This window comes from Kosmotoga sp. (assembly GCF_982836095.1).
Genome location: NZ_CEYIHJ010000018.1, coordinates 1 through 19902 on the forward strand (window position 1 = coordinate 1; position 19902 = coordinate 19902).

At 41.4% G+C, this 19902-nt stretch carries 13 protein-coding genes and 1 tRNA gene; 10 read left to right on the forward strand and 4 right to left on the reverse strand.

Going from position 1 to position 19902, the window contains the following annotated elements; genetic code table 11:
* The coding region (locus tag AC3LHT_RS02460; RefSeq protein ID WP_488661866.1) for a [FeFe] hydrogenase, group A at nucleotides 1-1489 on the forward strand (1489 nt) is incomplete at its 5' end.
* A 34-nt stretch (nucleotides 1490-1523) separates the two neighbouring features.
* On the opposite strand, the gene AC3LHT_RS02465 is transcribed toward AC3LHT_RS02460, so the two are convergent.
* A complete protein-coding gene (locus AC3LHT_RS02465) occupies nucleotides 1524-2438 on the reverse strand; it encodes a sugar transferase (protein WP_290644626.1) in 915 nt (304 codons plus the stop codon).
* 125 nt (nucleotides 2439-2563) lie between these two features.
* Here AC3LHT_RS02465 and AC3LHT_RS02470 point away from each other — a divergent pair, with 125 nt between their 5' ends.
* Nucleotides 2564-3787, forward strand: a complete 1224-nt coding sequence (locus AC3LHT_RS02470; protein WP_290666980.1) for a metallophosphoesterase — start codon at nucleotides 2564-2566, stop codon at nucleotides 3785-3787.
* A gap of 38 nt (nucleotides 3788-3825) precedes the next feature.
* Nucleotides 3826-8340 (forward strand): fibronectin type III domain-containing protein, encoded by a 4515-nt coding sequence (locus tag AC3LHT_RS02475; RefSeq protein WP_488661867.1) that lies wholly within the window; start codon nucleotides 3826-3828, stop codon nucleotides 8338-8340.
* Nucleotides 8341-8380: 40 nt separating this feature from the next.
* On the opposite strand, the gene AC3LHT_RS02480 is transcribed toward AC3LHT_RS02475, so the two are convergent.
* Complete coding sequence (locus tag AC3LHT_RS02480; RefSeq protein WP_488661868.1) at nucleotides 8381-8920, reverse strand: glycerol-3-phosphate responsive antiterminator; 540 nt, start codon at nucleotides 8918-8920, stop codon at nucleotides 8381-8383.
* Nucleotides 8921-9051: 131 nt separating this feature from the next.
* Between AC3LHT_RS02480 and AC3LHT_RS02485 the strand changes: the two genes are divergently transcribed.
* The 7 genes from AC3LHT_RS02485 to AC3LHT_RS02515 all read left to right on the forward strand — a co-directional run bounded on the left by AC3LHT_RS02485 (nucleotide 9052) and on the right by AC3LHT_RS02515 (nucleotide 17508).
* Nucleotides 9052-10500: an NAD(P)/FAD-dependent oxidoreductase gene (locus AC3LHT_RS02485; RefSeq protein ID WP_488661869.1), complete on the forward strand. Its 1449-nt coding sequence runs from the start codon at nucleotides 9052-9054 to the stop codon at nucleotides 10498-10500.
* Nucleotides 10497-11732 carry an NAD(P)/FAD-dependent oxidoreductase gene (locus tag AC3LHT_RS02490; protein ID WP_488661870.1) on the forward strand — a complete coding sequence of 412 codons (1236 nt, stop codon included), beginning with the start codon at nucleotides 10497-10499 and terminating at the stop codon, nucleotides 11730-11732. Before AC3LHT_RS02485 ends, AC3LHT_RS02490 begins: the two co-directional genes overlap by 4 nt.
* Nucleotides 11729-12124, forward strand: a complete 396-nt coding sequence (locus AC3LHT_RS02495; protein WP_290644337.1) for a DUF1667 domain-containing protein — start codon at nucleotides 11729-11731, stop codon at nucleotides 12122-12124. The genes AC3LHT_RS02490 and AC3LHT_RS02495 overlap by 4 nt, the downstream gene beginning before the upstream one ends.
* A gap of 13 nt (nucleotides 12125-12137) precedes the next feature.
* Nucleotides 12138-12213 (forward strand) — tRNA-Asn (locus AC3LHT_RS02500).
* A gap of 57 nt (nucleotides 12214-12270) precedes the next feature.
* Nucleotides 12271-13293 carry an elongator complex protein 3 gene (locus tag AC3LHT_RS02505; RefSeq protein ID WP_488661871.1) on the forward strand — a complete coding sequence of 341 codons (1023 nt, stop codon included), beginning with the start codon at nucleotides 12271-12273 and terminating at the stop codon, nucleotides 13291-13293.
* Nucleotides 13293-16817, forward strand: coding sequence for a chromosome segregation protein SMC (gene smc, locus AC3LHT_RS02510; RefSeq protein WP_488661872.1), 3525 nt, complete (start codon nucleotides 13293-13295; stop codon nucleotides 16815-16817). The genes AC3LHT_RS02505 and smc overlap by 1 nt, the downstream gene beginning before the upstream one ends.
* Before the next feature lie 241 nt (nucleotides 16818-17058).
* On the forward strand, nucleotides 17059-17508 hold the full coding sequence (locus AC3LHT_RS02515) for a methylated-DNA--[protein]-cysteine S-methyltransferase (RefSeq protein ID WP_488661873.1): 450 nt from the start codon (nucleotides 17059-17061) through the stop codon (nucleotides 17506-17508).
* Here AC3LHT_RS02515 and AC3LHT_RS02520 read toward each other — a convergent pair.
* Nucleotides 17489-18352, reverse strand: coding sequence for a DMT family transporter (locus AC3LHT_RS02520; RefSeq protein WP_290668276.1), 864 nt, complete (start codon nucleotides 18350-18352; stop codon nucleotides 17489-17491). The two genes, AC3LHT_RS02515 and AC3LHT_RS02520, sit on opposite strands and share 20 nt — an antisense overlap.
* A complete protein-coding gene (aglB, locus tag AC3LHT_RS02525; RefSeq protein WP_488661874.1) occupies nucleotides 18353-19843 on the reverse strand; it encodes a cyclomaltodextrinase in 1491 nt (496 codons plus the stop codon). It lies immediately after the preceding gene.
* Nucleotides 19844-19902 lie beyond the last annotated feature (59 nt).

Below are 19902 nucleotides of genomic sequence, written 5' to 3' on the forward strand. Positions count from 1 at the left end.
CCTTTTACTTTCCAACCACCCAAATGACTGTATGACCTGTGATGTCAATGGGCGCTGTGAATTCCAGGATCTTATTTACCGCTATGATGTTAAAGATATGTTCCCCAAGGAATTGAGAAATTCTCCATATGATGAATCAAGTCCATCTTTGTTCAGAGATATGAACAAATGTATAGCTTGTGGCCGCTGTGTTAGAGCCTGTGAAGAGCTCCAGGGGCTTTCCATACTTTCAATGGTCAACAGAGGGCATCATACTCTCCCGCTCCCTGCATTGGGAGCACCAATTGCCGCCACTGACTGTATTAACTGTGGTCAATGTGCCACTGTATGTCCTGTTGGCGCTATAACAGAAAGGCCGGATTTCAGAAAGGTATTAGAAGAAATCGATAAACATGATAAAGTCCTGGTGGTACAAACTGCCCCTGCTGTTAGAGTCGCTCTTGGTGAAGAATTTGGAGAGGAACCAGGAACCATAACCACAGGAAAAATGGTGGCTGCCCTTAGAAGAATTGGTTTTGACTACGTTTTTGATACAAACTTTGCCGCTGATTTAACCATTATGGAAGAAGGATCAGAATTACTTGATAGAATTAAAAATGGCGGAAACTTCCCCATGTTCACCTCCTGTTGCCCGGGTTGGGTAAATCTCATGGAAAAACTCTACCCTGAATACACTGAAAATCTCTCAAGTGCCAAATCTCCCCATGAAATGCTTGGGGCGCTTGCGAAAACATACTTTGCTGAGCGGATCGGGAAAAAACCTGAAGATATATTCGTTGTTTCCATAATGCCCTGCACCGCAAAAAAAGACGAAGCTACCCGTGAACAGTTGAAGGTCAAAGGTGTTGATGGAGTGGACATCGTTCTTACAACACGCGAATTAGGTAAGCTCATAAAGATGAAGAAGATTCCCTATGAGTCACTTCCTGAAGAAGAGTATGATAAGCCCCTTGGAATATCGACAGGAGCCGCCGCTATTTTCGGAACGACTGGTGGTGTCATGGAAGCGGCATTGAGAACTGCATATGAAATCTATACCGGCAAAGAGCTTCCCAAGGTTGAATTTGAAGATGTAAGAGGTTTCACGGGCGTTAAAGAAGCTGTTGTAAGCCTTGGTGACAAGGAGTTAAAAATAGCCGTTGCGCATGGTGGCTCCAGTGTGATTAACTTGCTGGAAAAGCTCAGAAGTGGTGAGGCTTATTACGATTTTATCGAGATTATGGCTTGTCCCGGAGGCTGTATCGGAGGCGGAGGACAACCAAAATCGAACAAGCCTGGATATCTTGAAAGAAGAATGGAAGCCATATATACAATTGATGAAATGTCCACGATCAGAAAATCTCATGAGAACCCCGCAGTCCTGAAGCTTTATGAAGAATATCTTGGACAACCTTTGAGTCATTTATCCCACGAATTGCTGCACACTCATTACAGGAGCAGAAAAGAAAGCATTCTTGAAAGAAAGAAAGAATTAGAAGAGGTTGAATAAACAAAAAGCCGGGCCGATTTGGCCCGGTTCTTTTTTATAGCTTTATATGTTTCTTCAGTGCTTCAAAAAACTCCTCAAGAAGGGTAAAGGGCGTTTTCAAAACGCATTTCAAATCGAGGATGAATGAACGATTTTTCACATAGAAAAGGTCATAAGCTGTTTTTACCTTATATTCATCGAGAGTCGTTGTGTACTTGTAATTTATCTGGGCCCAGCCCGTTATTCCAGGCCTGACCTTTAAACGACAGGTGTAATTTGGAATGTGTTTTTTGGCCATGTTATGGAACTCCATCAGCTCTGGCCTTGGTCCGACAATGCTCATTTCGCCTTTTAGTACATTGTAAATTTGAGGCAATTCATCAAGCCTTAAGGGGCGAATTATTTTCCCTATGGGTGTAACTTTTTTGTTGTGATCACCGTTTGTATAAGTTCTGAACTTATACATATTAAATATTTTTCCCGATAAACCTATCCTTTTTTGCGTAATAATTATCGGGCCACCGCTGATTAGAAAAATGATTAAGGCCAATAACATCATTATTGGAAGGGCAATAATGAAGAGTATAATGCCAGTAAAGAGATCCAAAACTCGCTTAACTTTATCATAGTTTTTTGGGCTTATCTTATCACAAAGAAAATCAGAAGGCTCTATGAATTCTCTATGTTTTGGGGTATATTTTGCAAGCAAATTCGAAAATAAGAAACGAAAAACGACTGCTGTGATTGCAGGTAGAATAATAATACTGTTGTACGACAACAGGCAGACGAAGATCAATAGAAATATGGAACCCACCAGTGAAACAATCCTTTTTGATCTATCAATTAATACATTATACTCATACCCTCTCATGATAATGGCGATAATCGAACTCACAATACCACCGATGAGAAAACTTCGCCACCCTATGGGGAGCAACATTAGTGACAATAACCAATCAACTACAAGCATAAACACCGGCAACACCTCAGAGCTATTGTCTCATAATTTAATAAAAAATTGTATAAAATCCCCAAAATTGTTGAAGAACAGGAAATTGTCTCAAGCCTTATAGTATGATAAAATCTGGTGATGGTATGAAAAAAGTTTATATAAGTGATTTGCATATAGGAGACGGGAAGGGGAAAGATGATTTTAGCTTTGATTCAGAGCTGATTGAATTCATTGATCAGCTTATTGATGTTGGTTGCGATGAGCTTATCATAGCTGGTGATGGATTAGAGCTATTGAACTCATCCGTAGTCATGTCCCTGGAACTTTCTCCCTTTGTTCCAGATACTGCTAATGTATCCCGTGCCCTTCTTGAATCAATAGTTACACAGCATGAGGACGTGTTTCAGGCATTCCGACGATTCAGTAAAAAGGGCAGAATTGTATATGTTATCGGTAATCATGACTATTATTTGCTCTTTGATGATAATCTCAGGAAACAATTGAAAGAAGTTCTTGGCGGTTCAGAAAGAGTCAGTGTCCTACCATACTATTTCGATCCTGAAATGAGGATTCTTACCCTTCACGGGAATCAGTTCGATGCCGTTAACAGGTTGAGTGTTGATACTAAAAGCAAGCGAATCTTAATGCCTTTTAGTGAATATATGTCAAGATATATGTTTGAGCATTTTGACAGTAATTTATTACGTATCAATGTGCCAGAGCATATTTTGAAGGATTACCATAATGTAAGCCCGATTCTCGATGTTTTCAAGTGGTTTCAATACATCCGCGATTTCTATGATTTGGAATTTGACTTGATGGATCTTTGGAACAAATCCTTTGTGAAGATGTTGAAAACAGATTTTTCAAAAGCATGGCTTAAGGCTAATTACCCATATATGAGAGTTTTCACTGGATTATTTGTTAATCGATACGGAGGAATGAAAATTGGCGAACGAATAGTGAGGTTTGTTATGGATATAAGGACGGTTAAGCGAACGGATTATCTATTTAAAAGCGCTAAAAAATTTCTTGGGGCTTTTCGCGATAATGGTTTTAAGAGTATAATGGATAGTAGATATTTCGTGGGATTTCAAGAACTTCCTAAGGTTGTTCCATCAGAGATCAGCGGTTGCATAATGGGGCATAATCACAGGAGCAGCTTGAGAATTGTCCACGTAGATGGAGAAAAGAAGTTTTACGCAAACCCGGGAACATGGAAACCCGTTGTTGAAGCGATAGATGGTAGCAATGGAAAGGCCTTTGAGAAGAGAATTGAGCTTGGTTATGTCATTGTGGAGAAAGAAGGCAATGGGTTTCATATAGAAGCACGTCAGGTAAGAAAGTTAAATGATGTTAAATTATAGGTAGATAGTAATAAAATTGTGTCTGAGGAGGGATTAACGTGTACACTACCAGAAAAAGAAAGGGCTTCACATTGCAGCAACTGGCGATAGTTGCATCCATTATCGTTGTCGCCATAATCTTGCTAATCGTTTTTATTCCCGCTCCAAAACCGAGTATCAGTGAAGGCTCTTACAGGCCCTATGCCGGAACCAGCTTGGAATACAGCGATACGCTAAAATTGAGTTTTCAAGCTTATTATAAGAGAACCAAGGAACCGTTGTATGCTGACATCTTTGTTGGTGAAAGCTCCGATTCTCTTGAATTAGTTGCTGAAAAGGTAGAAGGGGTTCTTTCTTCTTCTGCTGATAAGCTTTTTGACTTTAACTACGATATCAAGTTAGACCCCCATGGAACCTATTGGTGGAAGGTGAAGGTTTACAACAAAAAAGGAAAATTTGACGAAACAAAGGAGCCTATATCATTTACGTTTAAGAACTCGGAACCTTCGGCACCATCTCTTTTAACACCAGAGAGGGGAAAAGAGGTTCACCTTGACAGCATAGTCTTTAGCTGGACAAAAGCCGAAGATGCTGACAAAGACAATATAGTCTATGATCTTTACATCACAAATGACTTAAGAGGCTCCCAAACAGCCTTTTCACAGAAGGATATTACCGATAACAGCTTTGAATTAAGCGCACTGGATAAACTTGACTTTGGACAAACCTATTACTGGCATGTTGTAGCCAGAGATGGATATGGTGGAGAAGTGAGTTCTGTAACTGGCAACTTTAAAACTGAATCCAAACCCACGCCGGTTATCAGTCTTCTTTCGCCCGTTAATACGGAAGTCGATGCCAGCAAACCTGTCGTTTTCAGCTGGAAGCAATCTAATGAAAGATATTATTGGCCTTTGAAGTATAACTTTGTCTTGAAGAAAGGCACTGAAGAGGTACTCAAGAAGGAAACAGAAAATACCAGCCTGACAACTTCCGTTCTTGCAGGCCATACAGAATACAGCTGGTTCATTTCAGCTGTTGACAAAACCGGAAAGCCTGTAGAATCAAAAGAAGCTACTTTCGCAACGATAAACCACCCACCTGTGGTTAAGATCGCAGAACCATCGGCTGGTCAGATTACAACAGAGGCCACTCTTTCCTGGGAAGCCACCGATCTGGAAGGAGATCAGCTAACCTACGATATTTACTTGATCAGCAGAGGCATGGAAACAAAGGTTGCTTCTGATTTGACAGTCACCTCATACATTCTAAAGAATCTTGAAAGTGCAACTGATTATACTTTCAAAGTCGTTGCAAAGGATACTTTCGGCGGCGAAAGCTCAGCAGAATTGGCGGTCTCCTCGACCAATAATCCCCCAGTTGTAGAGCTTTTGACTCCTGCTGCCAGTGAAATTGTCAATCCGCTTGATGTCAAATTCAGCTGGAGAGCAGAAGATCCAGATGGTGATGACATCATAAATTATCAGCTGGTTGTCATCGACTCCGAAGGAAACGAAACTCAGGTTCCTGTGAGTTCTCCTGCCTATACCTTTGAAAAATTAAGATCACGTACAACATACAACTGGTACGTAGAAGCAATTGATGAAAAAGGAGCCAAAAATAGATCTGACACATTAACCTTTGTTACTTCCAATAATGCGCCAATACCTGCAATGGCAACCCTCCCCGGAAACAATGCAACAGACGTGGCCTTTGATCCAGGTGTTACCATAGAATTTGTGAGCAGCGATCCCGATAACGATCCACTTTCTTTCGAGATTGAAATTTCGCGAGATTCCAGCTTTACGGAAATCGTAGCGAAAAAAGATGGAGAGGTATCGGCAGAAGGCATAACCAAAGTTCTGGTTGAAGGTACTTTTGAAACCAATACCACTTACTACTGGAGAGTCATAACTTCTGATGGTGAAGCCTTTACAACCAGCGATATCTGGAGTTTCAGCACTTTCGATCAATCCCCGGTTGTAAGTGATGTAAAAGTAAAAGAAGCTCAAGAAGGCATTGTAAACCCTGTTGATGCTGCTTTTGCCTGGTCTTACAGTGATAATGACGATATAGTTGTGGAAGCGGAAATTCATCTCAAGCCAGAATCAGGTGACGAGATCGTAGTACCAGCTGGAGTAAACGTAACGGAATACACATTGGACTTCGTTCTTTCTCCTGATGCTACTTATACCTACTGGGTTGTTGTAAAAGATCCTGTTGGTAAAAAAGGAACGAGTGAAGCTAAAACATTTAAAACGGGAAATAATCCACCAATCCTGAGCTTTGATTTTGACGAGTTGAATCATTACGGAGCAACAACTCCGATCAAATTCTCCTGGGAAGTAAAGGATCCAGAAAATTCTGATGTGTTCGTAAAAGTTTACTTTGGAACGAATAAGAATGCGTGGGAAGAAACACCCGTTGCAACCGGAATAAATCTCAATGAATACATCTATGATGGCATTTTGAATCCAGAGGAAAGCTATTATTTCTGGTTGGAAGCTGAGGATGTTCAGGGAAATGAGACAAAACTCGAATCGCCCGTGTTGATTACCCCGGCATCTCCAAGACTTGTATATGTGAAGCCTGAAAATAACAGCTCTTTCGATGGCAAAACAGCTTTCAGTTGGGAATACACAGGAGAGACAACCCCTGTAAACTACACTCTTAGGGTTTTCGATGAGAAAGGGCAGACCATATTTGAAAGATCAACCGGTGGCGAGAATTTCATTCTGGCTGAGGGTTTGAACTTGCTTGGTAACAGAGATTATCGCTGGAGAGTTGTAGCTGAAATGCCAGATACTACAAAGGAAGTAGGACCACTTTACAGATTCAAAACTCCGGATTCTCCAACTATGATCTCTTCACCAACACCAGCAAATGGTATGGTTGGAGTGGATACGAAAGACATTGTCCTCTCATGGGAGTACGAAGATCCTGACAGTAGCAACATCCTTTTCGATCTTTACCTTGATGATACACCTGTAATCACAGGTCTTGCGACAAATTACGCGACCATAACTGATTATGCTTCTCTAGAAAGTAATACCACTTACAATTGGTATGTGGTTGCTGTCGACGAATTTGACAACAGAGCCACTTCGACTATTTGGACGTTTACAACGCTTAACCATAGTCCCGTTGTGAGCTTGCTTGGACCTTTAGATGGTGCAACAGATCTAACGGATGGCATTAAACTGAGCTGGCAGGGTGAAGACCCGGATGATGAAATGCTGTACTATGATGTATATCTTGGAACAACTGAAGAATTAAACGACGAAAATATCGTTCTTGCAAGTGCTACAAGCACATCATATGTGTTCAGCTCTTATAAAGGCAACAGCACTTATTACTGGAAAGTTCAGGTAAGAGATGAACATGAAGGCGTTGCAAATTCCGATGTGTGGTCGTTCAGCACCGGAAACGCTAATCCCAAAAACGCTATCATTGTTAATCCGAAACCCGGAAAGTCCGGAACCTCACTCAGGCCTGTCCTTGAATGGTCTGGTGAAGATCCCGACGGAGATGAGCTCAGCTATGTTGTTTATGTTGGTGAAACGCCTGAAGTCATGACAAAAGTTGCAAGTACCACCAGGACATCAGCTGAACTTAAGGGAATATTGGATGGCAACAAAACCTACTATTGGAAAGTGGATTCATACGATGGAAAAGGTGGTTTCTCAGAAAGTGCGGTAGCTTCCTTCACAACTATCGGCATCCTGGACAAAGTCGCTTATGTTGAAAATGGGGCTTTGAAACTCACAATTATAACAGAAGATACCCAAGCTCAGACTTACACGCTGGTAGATTCCGATATAAGTGATAGTGTGAAACCCATCGTTTTCAGAAACACAATTTATGCTTTCAAGACAGATGGCACGTTAATAGCTGTGAAACTGGGGCTGATCATCAATGAGATTAACGGTGACAGATTCAACAGTCCTGAAGCTCTGAAAAACTACGGCGAGTATCTATACGTTGCGAGTGCAAGCAGATTCGGAAAGAGCATTTACAGGTTACCTATTCAGAAAACCGGATTGCCAGGTGGAAAGATAGAGCTTTATAGAGATGGCAAGATCGTTAGTACTGCTGACCTTGCGGTTTCTGAAGATGCCACCAACATCCTTGTAGCGGATACTCTTTACAGCTTGGTCGTTCTTCAGTGGAATGGGACCGGCTATGTTGATGTTACACCGGAGAATTTCGCAGATCAGGTTAAAGGCATCGCAAATTCTGTAAAGATTACGAATGGCGTTGCATACATTGGCATCACAGGATTTGGTGGTGGCATTGCGTATGTGTCTCTTGATGACCTTGAAACATTGAAGAGTGTTGATGGTTATTATCTGGCTACGGACATGGTGCTCGTCGAAGATCTGTTATACGCCGCTACTGATAAGGGATTATCCATCATCAGCGTAGATGATCCAATGAATCCAGTAGTTATCAGCGATGTGAAAATCTCAGGAAGAATCCTTGGCATAACTGCAGGTGAAAAAGGAAAGTTCTTGATGATCTCTACCAATCAGGGAACAAGATTCTTTGATGTTCAAAGTGGCAAGATAATGTAAGAACACAAATAAAAGGGCGGAGCTTTTTGCTCCGCCTTTTTTATCTTCTATAATTCCATAATTCTTTTTTACTGGTTGAAATTGCATCGACGCATTCAAGCAGCTTTTTCACTTCATCTTCATTATCAACAAGTCCTGCTGCAACTATCGTTATGTTGCTTGCGATACTCCGCAGTTTTTTCGCAACTTTACAGGCGGCTATGCCGGGAAGGATTTCAACAGCTTTTATTTTGTTCCTGATTATCTGTTCAATTCCCTTTTCCACCGCTCTGGAATCAAGAGCGAAAAAACGTAAGATAGCGGAAATCCCGGTTTCATGCGCCAACCTATAGGTATGCATTTTCGCGGTTATGACCCCTGTCACTCCAAGGGATTTCAAATAGTTTATACCGTAATGGTCAGGACTCAATCCACCAATAAAGTCAATATCCACATACACCTTTTTCCCGGCTGAAATAAATTTATTCACTGTATTACCAATATCCAGAATGTTTCCTGAGAGAAGAAAAACGGTATCAACAGGAATCTCCTCTGGAGAGCTTGAGCTTTCCCACAATGCTGCAATAATTTTCTCTAACATTTGATCCCTCCGTGATATAAGACTTTCCTTATTTGTTATATTAACATACATGTGGTAATATATATTCAGTGGTAGAGGCTGAGAGAAAACCACGCCAATTTTGGCGTGGTTTTTTTATTGGAGGGATAACATTGAAGATAACTATAATTGGTGGTGGCATTGTTGGAGCACTTCTTGCGTATGAACTTTCACGTTACGCCGTTGATTTGGTTGTGATTGAAAAAAAGCATGATTTTGGCCTTGGTGTCACTAAGGCCAACTCCGCCATTGTTCATGGGGGATACGACGACCCGCCAGGTAGTCTCCGCGCAGAATTGTGTTATAAGGGGAATCAACTTTATGAAAAGCTGGCTGAAAGCCTTGGAATCCCTTTAAAAAGGATCGGTTCATTTGTAGTTGCCCGTGATACATCTGAAGAGATGGAAAAGCTCAGTGAGTTACTTAAAAGAGGCGAAAAAAATGGTGTTGATGGCATTGAAATTGTTGAAAAGCCTTTTCTTGAAAAGCATGAACCTCACCTTTCGAAAGAGTACAAGTATGCGCTTCATTGCACTCATACCGGAATAACGGAACCATGGACAGTCGCATTAGCAGCCCTTGAAGCGGCCGAAAAAGCAGGTGCTGAGCTTCTCAGAGGAGACGGAGTAATTGGTGGAGAAGTTAGCAAAGGAAACGTGAGGTCTTTAGAGCTTGAATCAGGAAGGATTATTAAAACAAATATTGTAATAAACGCTGCCGGTCTTTATTATCATGAAGTCGCCAACAGTTTTGGAGTTTCCACACCTCAGGTATATTTGAGAAAAGGGCAATATGTTTTACTCGATCATAAAGCGTCTACAATGGTTAACAGCGTTATTTTCCCCCTTCCCAGCGAAAAGGGAAAAGGGAAGCTTGTAGTACCAACTGTTGATGGTGGTGTACTTCTTGGACCGACTTCTGAAAACATGCCCGATTTTACCCCTGAAGACGTTTCTACAACATTGGAAGGAATTAAAGAGGTAATTGAAGCTGGAAATGAGCTAATTCCCAACATAGCAAGGCCTAATTGGATTGTAAAATCTTTTGCAGGCTTGAGGCCTGAAACTCAGGAGAAAGATTTTTTCATAGAAAATAGCAATACGCTGAAGAATTTTGTAACTGTTGGTGCCATAAGATCTCCGGGCTTAACTGCAGCGCCCGCAATAGCCCGTTATGTCATAGAAGAAATCCTGGAACAGCGTATGTCTCTCGACCTTGGAAGGCAAAAAGCCGATCAGGTTAGGACTTTAAAGAGCTTCAGGGTTAATGAAAGTGATCTTAAAGAAATTGCCGCAAGGGTAAAAGACGACGAAAAATATGGAAGAATCATATGCCAATGCAACCAGGTATCAGAGGCTGAAATAATCGAAGCCATAAGAAAAGGAGCCAGAAGCATTGATGGAATTAAATTCAGAACAAGAGCGGGATTTGGACGTTGCCAGGGAGGCTTCTGTACCTGGAAGATAGCCAAGATACTATCCCGTGAGTTGAATATCCCCCTTTCTGAAGTCAGGGTAAATGAAGAAGGAACAGTTCTATTTGACGGGAAGGTGAGAGTATGATTCAGCAGCTGAAAACAGGAGTGCTCGTTATTGGAGGGGGCGCTGCGGGAATGGCAGCCGCTCTTTCAGCTTCCCGAGCTGGTGTAGAGGTCACTCTGCTTGAAAGAGAGGAAAAAACCGGTGGTGTGCTAAATCAATGTATTCACCACGGTTTTGGTTTGCAATTCTATCGGCAAGAACTAACTGGCCCGGAATTTGCTTACCGCTTGCAAAATGAAATGGCCCAGCACTCGGTTAAAATTATCAGTGAATCATATGTTAGACATATAGATACAAAAAACAAATACGTTGAGGTTATCTCTCCTGAAGGTGTTTTCACAATCCAGGCAAAGGCTATTGTACTTGCAACAGGAGCAAGAGAAAGACCCTTTGGCGCTTTGCAGATTCCCGGTGACAGGCCTGCGGGTATTTATGTAGCAGGTCTCGCGCAAAGAATGGTCAATTTAGAAAATACGTTGCCGGGAAAAAGAGCCCTTATACTTGGCTCAGGAGATATCGGGCTGATCATGGCAAGAAGGTTGACACTGGAAGGTATGGAGGTCCTTGGGGTTGTAGAACGCCTTCCTTACGCAGGGGGATTAACGAGAAATGTTGTTCAATGCCTTGAGGATTATGATATTCCACTGTATCTTTCGCATACTGTTGTTGAAGTGAGAGGTAGAAGGCGTCTTGAAAGGGTTTTGGTTTCTGAAGTTGATGATAACTTCAAACCTATCAACGGAACTCAAAAATGGTTTGACATAGATACCCTTGTCTTATCAGCAGGGCTGATACCTCAGGTAGAAGATCTGGGTGAAAATCTCGAGATCGATGCTATCAATAAAGGATTTGCTGTATCAAATACATGCGAAACAAGTGTAACGGGAATATTCGCAGCGGGAAATAATGTGGCAGTTTTCGATCTGGTAGATTACGTAGCAGCTGAAGGTTGGATAGCCGGGCAAAACGCCGCACAAACCGTTCAAGATAAAAAAAGAACCTCGAAACGTATCCCGTTGATCAGAGGAAAGAACGTTGGGATTCTTGTCCCTTCCTATATAACCCCGGAAGAACACCTTAGGGTTTATTTGAGGTTGAGAAAGCCTATGGATAAAGGAACGGTAGTATTAAAAGAGCTGAATATTGAAAAGCCATTTCAGTATGGCGTACCCAGCGAAATGATTAACTTTGTGGTTAATCGTGACAAATTACAGGAGCTGAAAAAACCTGTGAGAATCGAGGTGGTAGAATGAAGGGTCACATAACATGTACTGTATGCCCTGTTGGGTGCAAAATATTGGTTGTTTCAAAACCCAACGGTGAATATGAGATTAGTGGTAACCGCTGCCCTCGCGGGAAACAGTATGCCATAGATGAGCTTTTCAGCCCGAAAAGGATCTTGACAACGAGTGTAAAGGTTTTGCATGGTGATGTTCCACTTGTGTCTGTTAGAACAGATGCGCCAATAGAAAAAAGCAGAATCTTTGAGCTAATGGAGAAAATTAAAAGCATTTCTGTTGAAGCTCCTGTAAATGTTGGGGATGTTCTGGTGCGTAATATCGATGGAATGGGGACTTCCCTTGTTGCAACAAGAAAGGTGGAAAAAAACGGTTCCCCCCTTGAAAACTGTCAGATTTCAGGTTAAAATAGTTGTGCGTTCCAGCGTGGCTCAATCGGCAGAGCGTCCGGCTGTTAACCGGATGGTTGGGGGTTCGAGTCCCTCCGCTGGAGCCAGGCTCCCGAAAGGGAGCTTTTTTCTTCAATTAGTGGAATTTGAGTTATAATAATGATATGAACATTATTCCATTATTTATACCACATGCAGGCTGCAAAACAAGATGTGTATTTTGCAATGAATATGCGGCAACGGGGCTTCCAAAATTTCCTGAACTGGAGAAGCTGCGCAATACTATAATTGAATACCGCGGTTATTTCAAAGACAAGGAAAATGTGGACATTGCCTTTTATGGTGGAACCTTTACCGGGCTGCCTCTGAAGATAATGACTGCTTATTTAGAGCTCTCCATGCAATTCATTCGAGAGGGTTACGCGAAAGGAATCAGGTTTTCCACTTCTCCGGAAGAAATAACGCCTGAAAAACTTTCAATTATAAGAAATTATCCGGTTTCTCTAACCGAACTGGGTGTTCAATCCTTTGATAATGAAGTGCTCAAAAAAGCGCATAGGCCGCACAATCTCGATGATGTTTATAATGCCGTGAAACTGCTAAAAAATAATGCCATACCCTTTGGAATACATCTTATGACCGGACTTCCGGGAGATACGGAGGCGAAAGACCTCATTTCCGCTACTGAGGTAGCTAACCTCGGCGCCTTAACTTGTCGTATTCATCCGACGATAGTGCTCAGAGGAACGGCTTTAGAAGAAATGTATCTCAGAGGAGAATATGTGCCTCAGAGTTTAGAAAACGCACTTGAAATAACCTGGAAAATGTATGTGCTTTTGACTTCAAGAGGAGTTCTGGTAAATAGAATGGGATTATGCCTTTATGGTGATACGGTTAAAGAAGTGGTTAGCGGGCCTTATCATCCAGCCTTTGGTGACCTGGTTAAGAGCAAAGTGGCTTTGGAAATAGCAAAGCTCATTGCCGATGAGAAAAAATCCCGAAATTTGATTTTGCCAGCCGGGCCAGAATACAGGCAATTTTTTACAGGTTACAAAAAATATGTTATCAGGAACCTTCAGAAACTGGGAATAACTCTGGAATTTTCAGAGAATTCTTCGACTATTGATATAGATAGATACGTCTCCAAATTATGTGAGAAGACCGTTGTGTGTCCGGGGGTGTTCTGATGAAACTGAAAGCTCTGTATATCAGGGGGTTTAAGAGTTTTGCCTTTCCCACAAAAATGAATGTAGATTCCGGAATAACCGCTATTGTCGGCCCAAATGGCAGCGGCAAATCAAATATCGTTGATGCGATAAGATGGCTCGTTGGCGAGCAGTCTATGAAAAGCATCAGAGCGGACAATCGTGAAGACGTTATCTTTGCAGGTTCTGAAAAAAGCCCTCCTTCCAATACTGCTGAAGTAAAGCTCGTATTTGAAAACGCGGAAGGGACTATAACCGTTGGAAGGGAAGTTTCAAGAGAGGGTCTTTCACACTATCTCTTGAACAACAAACCAGCGAGATTAAAAGATATAAAGGAACTATTTAAGGGGACGGGCGTTGGTAGAGAACTTTATTCCATAGTAGGGCAGGGTCAGGTGGATAAAGTCATCACAGCATCTCCTTACGAACTTAGAAGCTTGCTCGAGGAAGCCGCTGGTACGGCTATCTATAAGGAAAAGAAGAGAGAAGCTTTATCTAAACTCGCCCAGACGGAAGCGAATCTTGATAGAGTTGAAGACATTCTTTTTGAACTTGGAAAGCAGAGAAAGTCTCTTTATCTTAAGGCGAAGCGTGCAGAGAAATACCTGGAATACCGCGATTCGTTGGCGAGATTGAAAAAACACTATTACGGAAACATCCTGCGAATCGAAAGAGAGACGTTAGAAACCCATGAAGTGGAAAGCAAAAGGATTTCTGAAGAGCTCAAAGCAATTCAAAAGAAATTGATTGAGAAAGAGTCTCGCTGGAATACCTTAAGACAAGAATTCTCCGAAATGGACAAGGAAATCGAAGGTTTTACACAATTGCTGGAAGAGTACAAAAAGCGCCAGAACGATTTGCTTGAACTCAAAGAAATGTACTCCCGCAGGCTCAGTGACAAAGAAAACAAACTCATTGAAGTAAGCACAAAGTTAGATTCATTGAAAGAGGAAATTCAGAAACTCGATAAGAGAAAAGAAGAACTGAAAATGATCAGTGACAGTATGTTTAGAGAAATTGAGGAAAAAGAAAATCAGTTGAAACTGATCGAACAGGAACGAGACGAAATAGTAAGAAAATACAGTGAAAAAGAGAAAGATTGGTTAAAAGAGCAAGAAAAGCACGAAGCATTGATCAAAAGACTCAACAGGATTGAGGCTGAACTTGAAAAACTTGAAGGCTTCCGTGAAGACGCCACAAGAAGATTGAATTTGATCCACTCCCAGATCGATTCGAAAAACGAAAGGTACAATGCCCTCAAAGAAGAAATAGAAGGACTTGCTTTGCAAGGACGAGAGAGCTCAGAAAAGCAGAAAGAACTGGAAGAGAATATCAACTCAACGAAAGAGCAGCTTAGAAGTTATGAGACAGAGCTTGAAGAACTCAAGGAAAAATCGTCTCGTCTTAGCGCCGATTTAAGAAAGGTTCAGATTGAGAGAACCACACTTAGAAGACAGCAGGAGGAGTATCAAGGCTTTTCAAGAGCCGTTCGAGAAGTTTTCACCCGTAAGGAGACTTTTGAAAGCCTTGTAGATGTTGTGGCAAATGTTATTGATGTACCTGAAGCCTTTGAAACGGCTATTTCAGTTTTACTTGGTGGACATATGCAAGATATCGTTGTGGAGGATTCGAGCACAGCGAAAAGAGTTGTGGATTTTTTGAAAATGAACAAAATCGGGCGAGCTACGCTTCTGCCTCTTGACTTGCTACAAAGCAATTTTTATGAAGACGCAAAGGTAAAAAAACACCCTGGTTTTATCGCCTTTGCCGCCAGGGCTGTCAAAGTTGATAAAAAATATTCGATCATCCCTGAACATCTCTTTGGAAATGCGATTATCGTGAGAAATTTGGATGATGCCATTGATATACGCAAAAACACTTCTTATAGGGGCAGAATAGTTTCTGTTGATGGTCAGTTATTGTCTGTTGGTGGGAGTATAACAGGTGGTTATCTCGGTGACAGCATCAGATCAGATTTGATAGCCAGGAAGAGAAAGATTCAATTTCTTGCAAAAAAAGAAAAGGAAATACAAAAAGACTCGCAATTGGTGGCAAAGGAAATACAAAGACGCAAAGACGACATTATGGAGTTGCGGGGATATCTTAGGGTTTTACAGGAAGAACTCAATGAGGTAGTGTCCAAAAGCGCAACTATTAACCGAATGATGCATGAATTGCTAAAAACAAGTGATGGACTGAAAAATGAGCTGGAAGAACTCGAAAAATTGAGGGAAGAATACACTACCAAATTGAACTCCAGCTATGAAAAGAAAGAATCATTGAACGATGAATACCAGACTCTTACAAAAGAAAAGGCTTCCCTCGAAAAGCAAATGACTCAATTTTCTGAAGAACTCAAAAGGGAGAAAAGGAAACTGGAAAATATACAAAATAATATTATCGATTCAAAACTTCATCTTGCCTCCCTTTATGAAAAAAAAGAGCAGTATTCAAAAGAGTTGGCAGAACTAACTCAAAAGAGGAGGAACAATGAAGAAGAAATAAAAGTTCTTTCAAGAGAATTATCCCAGGTTGAATCAGATTCAGAAAGGCTCAGGAAACAGGTTGATGAGCAGAACAGAGAGCTTGAATCCTTGAAAAAAGAAACTCAATCTCTTTTTGACAACATTAGATACCAAAGAGAGGGAAAGGAAGAAAGATTTAGCCGACTTCAGGATGTTGAAAACGATATAAACACCTTGAAGGAGCAACGTGAAAAGAAACGTGAAAATCTACACCAAATGGAACTCATGATTCAGGAAACCAGATTGCGAATAGAACAGGTTTTGAAAGAGCTTGAGGGTGTAGATATCTCTGATATTCCGGAATTAACCAGAGAAGAGATCGACAACGTCAAAACAGAGCTGGACGATGTAACGAACAAACTGAAATTCTTGGGAAGCGTTGATCTTGACGCCATAGAAGAGTACAAGCTTGTTGATGCAGACTTTTTGGAATTATCGAATCAAAAGGCTGATCTGGAAAAAGCAAAAGAAAAGCTAATTGAGCTCATTGAAAAAACTGACACCGAAGCCAGAACCATATTCATGGAAACTTACGAAAAAATCAACGCTAGCTTTGCCAGATACATACAGGAAATCTTTGATGGTGGCGAAGGAGAAATAAAATTGATGCCTGCTGATGACATACTGGAAGCTGGTTTGGAAATCTCAGTAAAGCGTCCTGGAAGGAAATTCCAGAAATTGCAGCTCATGTCTGGCGGCGAAAAGGCTCTTGTTGGAATTGCCCTTGTGTTTGCGCTCTTAAGCATAAAGCCAAGCCCCTTTTATGTTCTCGATGAAGTGGATGCCCCCCTTGATGATTTCAATGCAGCGCGTTTCAGAAAAATGCTTGAACGCCATGCCAGCGAAACGCAGTTTTTGGTTGTTACTCATAACAAAATCGTTATGGAAGCCGCCAGCGTGCTTCATGGCATCACGATGGCAGATGGCATTTCAAAAATTATTCCAGTGGAATTCAGCGCTCTGGAAACGATTATGGGGTAGCGCTTGATTCAAGTTGAGAGTTATGAGTTAGGAGTTATGAGATATTAGTTATGAGTGATTAGTTAAGAGTTATGAGCCGTACGCACGCTAACCCCTGACGCAGTCAGGCCCACCCCCAGCGTAGCTGGGCTTACCCACGCGCCAGCGTGCTCACCGGTTCTCGAATCCTAATTGAGTTATGAGTTAAGAGTCATGAGCTATAATAGTGGTTTTTGGTTCTCATCTAAGGGGGACTAACACAATGAAAATAGGAATAATTAATGTTCCATTAGGTTCGGTAATGCTTACAGTAGAAAATGGAAAGCTCATTTCAGTAAAACTTTTTAAAAAGACTTCTCCAGAAGAGAAATTGAGCCCTTTTACAGATCAATTCATAGAGTATTTTTCTGGGAAAAGGAAGGAATTTGATTTACCCTATTCGCTTGAATTGCCGGAATTTTCATTAAAGGTGCTTGAGTTTATCAAAAGCATACCTTATGGTAGTTATCTCACCTACAAACAAGTTGCTGAAAGATTTGGAAAACCGGGTGCTGCGAGAGCTATTGGGCAAGCTATGGGGAGAAATCCTCTGCCTATTCTTTTACCCTGCCACAGAGTTGTAGCGAAAAAAGGGCTTGGTGGCTACACAGGGGGCCTTGACTGGAAAAAGTATTTACTCAATCTTGAAGGTGCTATAATTGGCGCAGAATAACAGTGATCATCCCTAAACTTACAGCGAGTGTCCCGATGATAAACAAGGGCCCCGGTTTGTAGTGTAGAACAAGAATGTCACCCATGATTGTAAAGATTGGTATAGTATAAACCCATAGAGTTGCGGCTTTTCCTCCCCAAAGATGAATTCCCTTACCCCATAAAAAATATCCCAATGCAGATGCGAAAATGCCTAAATACAAGACGCCGCTAACTGCAGCTGGAGAAAAGTGAATGCTGTTGGCGCCTATGAAAAGCTCATAAGTTGCAAAGGGCAAGCTAAACACGACTCCCCAGAACATCACTTCGATATTAGCGGTTAATGAAGAGTCTCGTGCTCTATCAAAGAAAAAAGTGTAACCGGTCCAGGAAACAGCAGCTCCAAAAGCCAGAAAGTTACCCAATACCGATGAACTCTCCGAAAATTTACCATTGTAAATTATGAGAACTACTCCGATAAAGGCGATAATCGTTCCAATATATTCAAAAAAATCGAATTTTTTATGAAGCACATCATAAAAAATCAGCGTGAGAATTGGTGCGGCTGATACGATGATAGATGCGTCAGAGGGGCTGGTATATTTTAGCCCGTAATTCTCAAAAAGAAAGTAAAATGTGACACCGAAAATCCCCGCCATCATCGTTGAAACTCTGAATTTGAGCTTTTTACCCTCTTTAAGTGATAAAGGGTAGAGGATTGCCAGAGCGATTAAAAATCTCATCACGGCAAGCAGCATAGGTGGCAAACTTTGAACTGCCACCTTTGTAAAAAGATATGAAATCCCCCACATAATGGAAGTGGCTGCCAAAAAAAGCGTTGCTACTGCTTTCTTAGGATGCTTCATTCAAACCCTCTTATAAGGTGTGTAAAATTCCCGGGTTCTGGAGATTTCCGGAGTTAAAATGAGAAAACTTCGCCCAGGCACTTTTACCTCCAATTTACCGGTGAATGTATTGAATCTTTCGTTTGAGATAATGTCGATCATCGGCGTGCCGTTCATAAGCAGTCCCTCATTTATATACACGCTGGTAAATTGCTCTTTTTCAGTAAAGTTGAAAATAATAACCATCAATTCATCAATTAAATCAGTGCTTCTCTTGAAAGCAAACAGTTCAACATTTGAAGTTTGTTGAATCTCAAAATTCCCTTCCCTTATGGCTTTATGATCATTCCAGATTTTTCCCATCTTTGTATAAAATTCAAGCCGTGATGGACGTTCGTTGATTTTTTCCCATTCCATGGCGCCACGATTTTCGGGGTCAACCCCACCAATCATTTCCAACTCTTCACCGTAGTATATCATCGGAACCCCTGGTAAAGTGAATTGGAGGGCAATAGCGAGCTGAATATCCCTTTCATCTTTGAGTTCCGATGAAAGCCTGGGAACATCATGGGAAGAGAGAATGTTCCAACAAGTGTTTAAGTAATCTATACCGCAATCTTTCACGCTTTTTTCGATTATTTCAGCAGCTATTGCAGGTTTGAGATCTCCTCTCAAAAGATCGAAAATAACGGTTCTGAAAAAGTAATTCATCAGGCCATCTAAACCACTATGAACATTCCAACCTTTAGGGTAATTCCAAACCTCTCCAATAATTAACGCGTCTTTTTTTACTTTTCTCGCTTCATTTGCAACCATCTGATTGAATTCATACCCAAGATCAAAGGCGCAATCGAGCCGCCAACCGTCTGCACCTTGTTTTAGCCAGTATTTGATCACAGAGTTCTCGCCTGTAAAAAGTATCTCCTGAAGCTTTTTGTTCTCCAAGTTCAGCTCAGGCAATGTCTCTGCGTTCATCCAACCCCGGTAGCCATTGTCATTGAAATAAAAAAAATCCCGGAATTCCGATTCGGGTTTGTTATATGCACCCATATCTTTTCCAAAGATTTTGTGCTTGTTAAACCACTTTGAAGCGTCGCCCACATGATTAAAAACACCATCGAGGACTACTTTGATACCCATAGAGTGGGCTTTATCGCATAGTAAGCGGAAATCCTCTAATGTTCCAAAAGCTGGGTCAATCTGGAAATAGTCAATGGTATCGTATTTGTGGTTCGACCTGGCAAAGAAAATAGGTGTTAAATATATAATTCCTGTTCCAAGGCTTTTGATGTGATCCAGCTTTTCTACAATGCCCCTGAGATCGCCACCCCAAAAAAGGTATTGATGGCTTCCATCTTTCGATCTTCTCGGTTTGGTGCACCAATTTACCGGAACCTGACCGGGAAGAGAATAAAGCCCGGATTTCGCCTTTTTGAAAACGGTGTTGTTGCAGCCTATTTTGAACCTATCAGGGAAAATTTGATAGATTATCCCCATTTTCCAATTGTCCATTCTATTCCCCTTTCATCAATTGTTCTTTGGCGTATGTTAGATAAACCATTCCCAGAAAA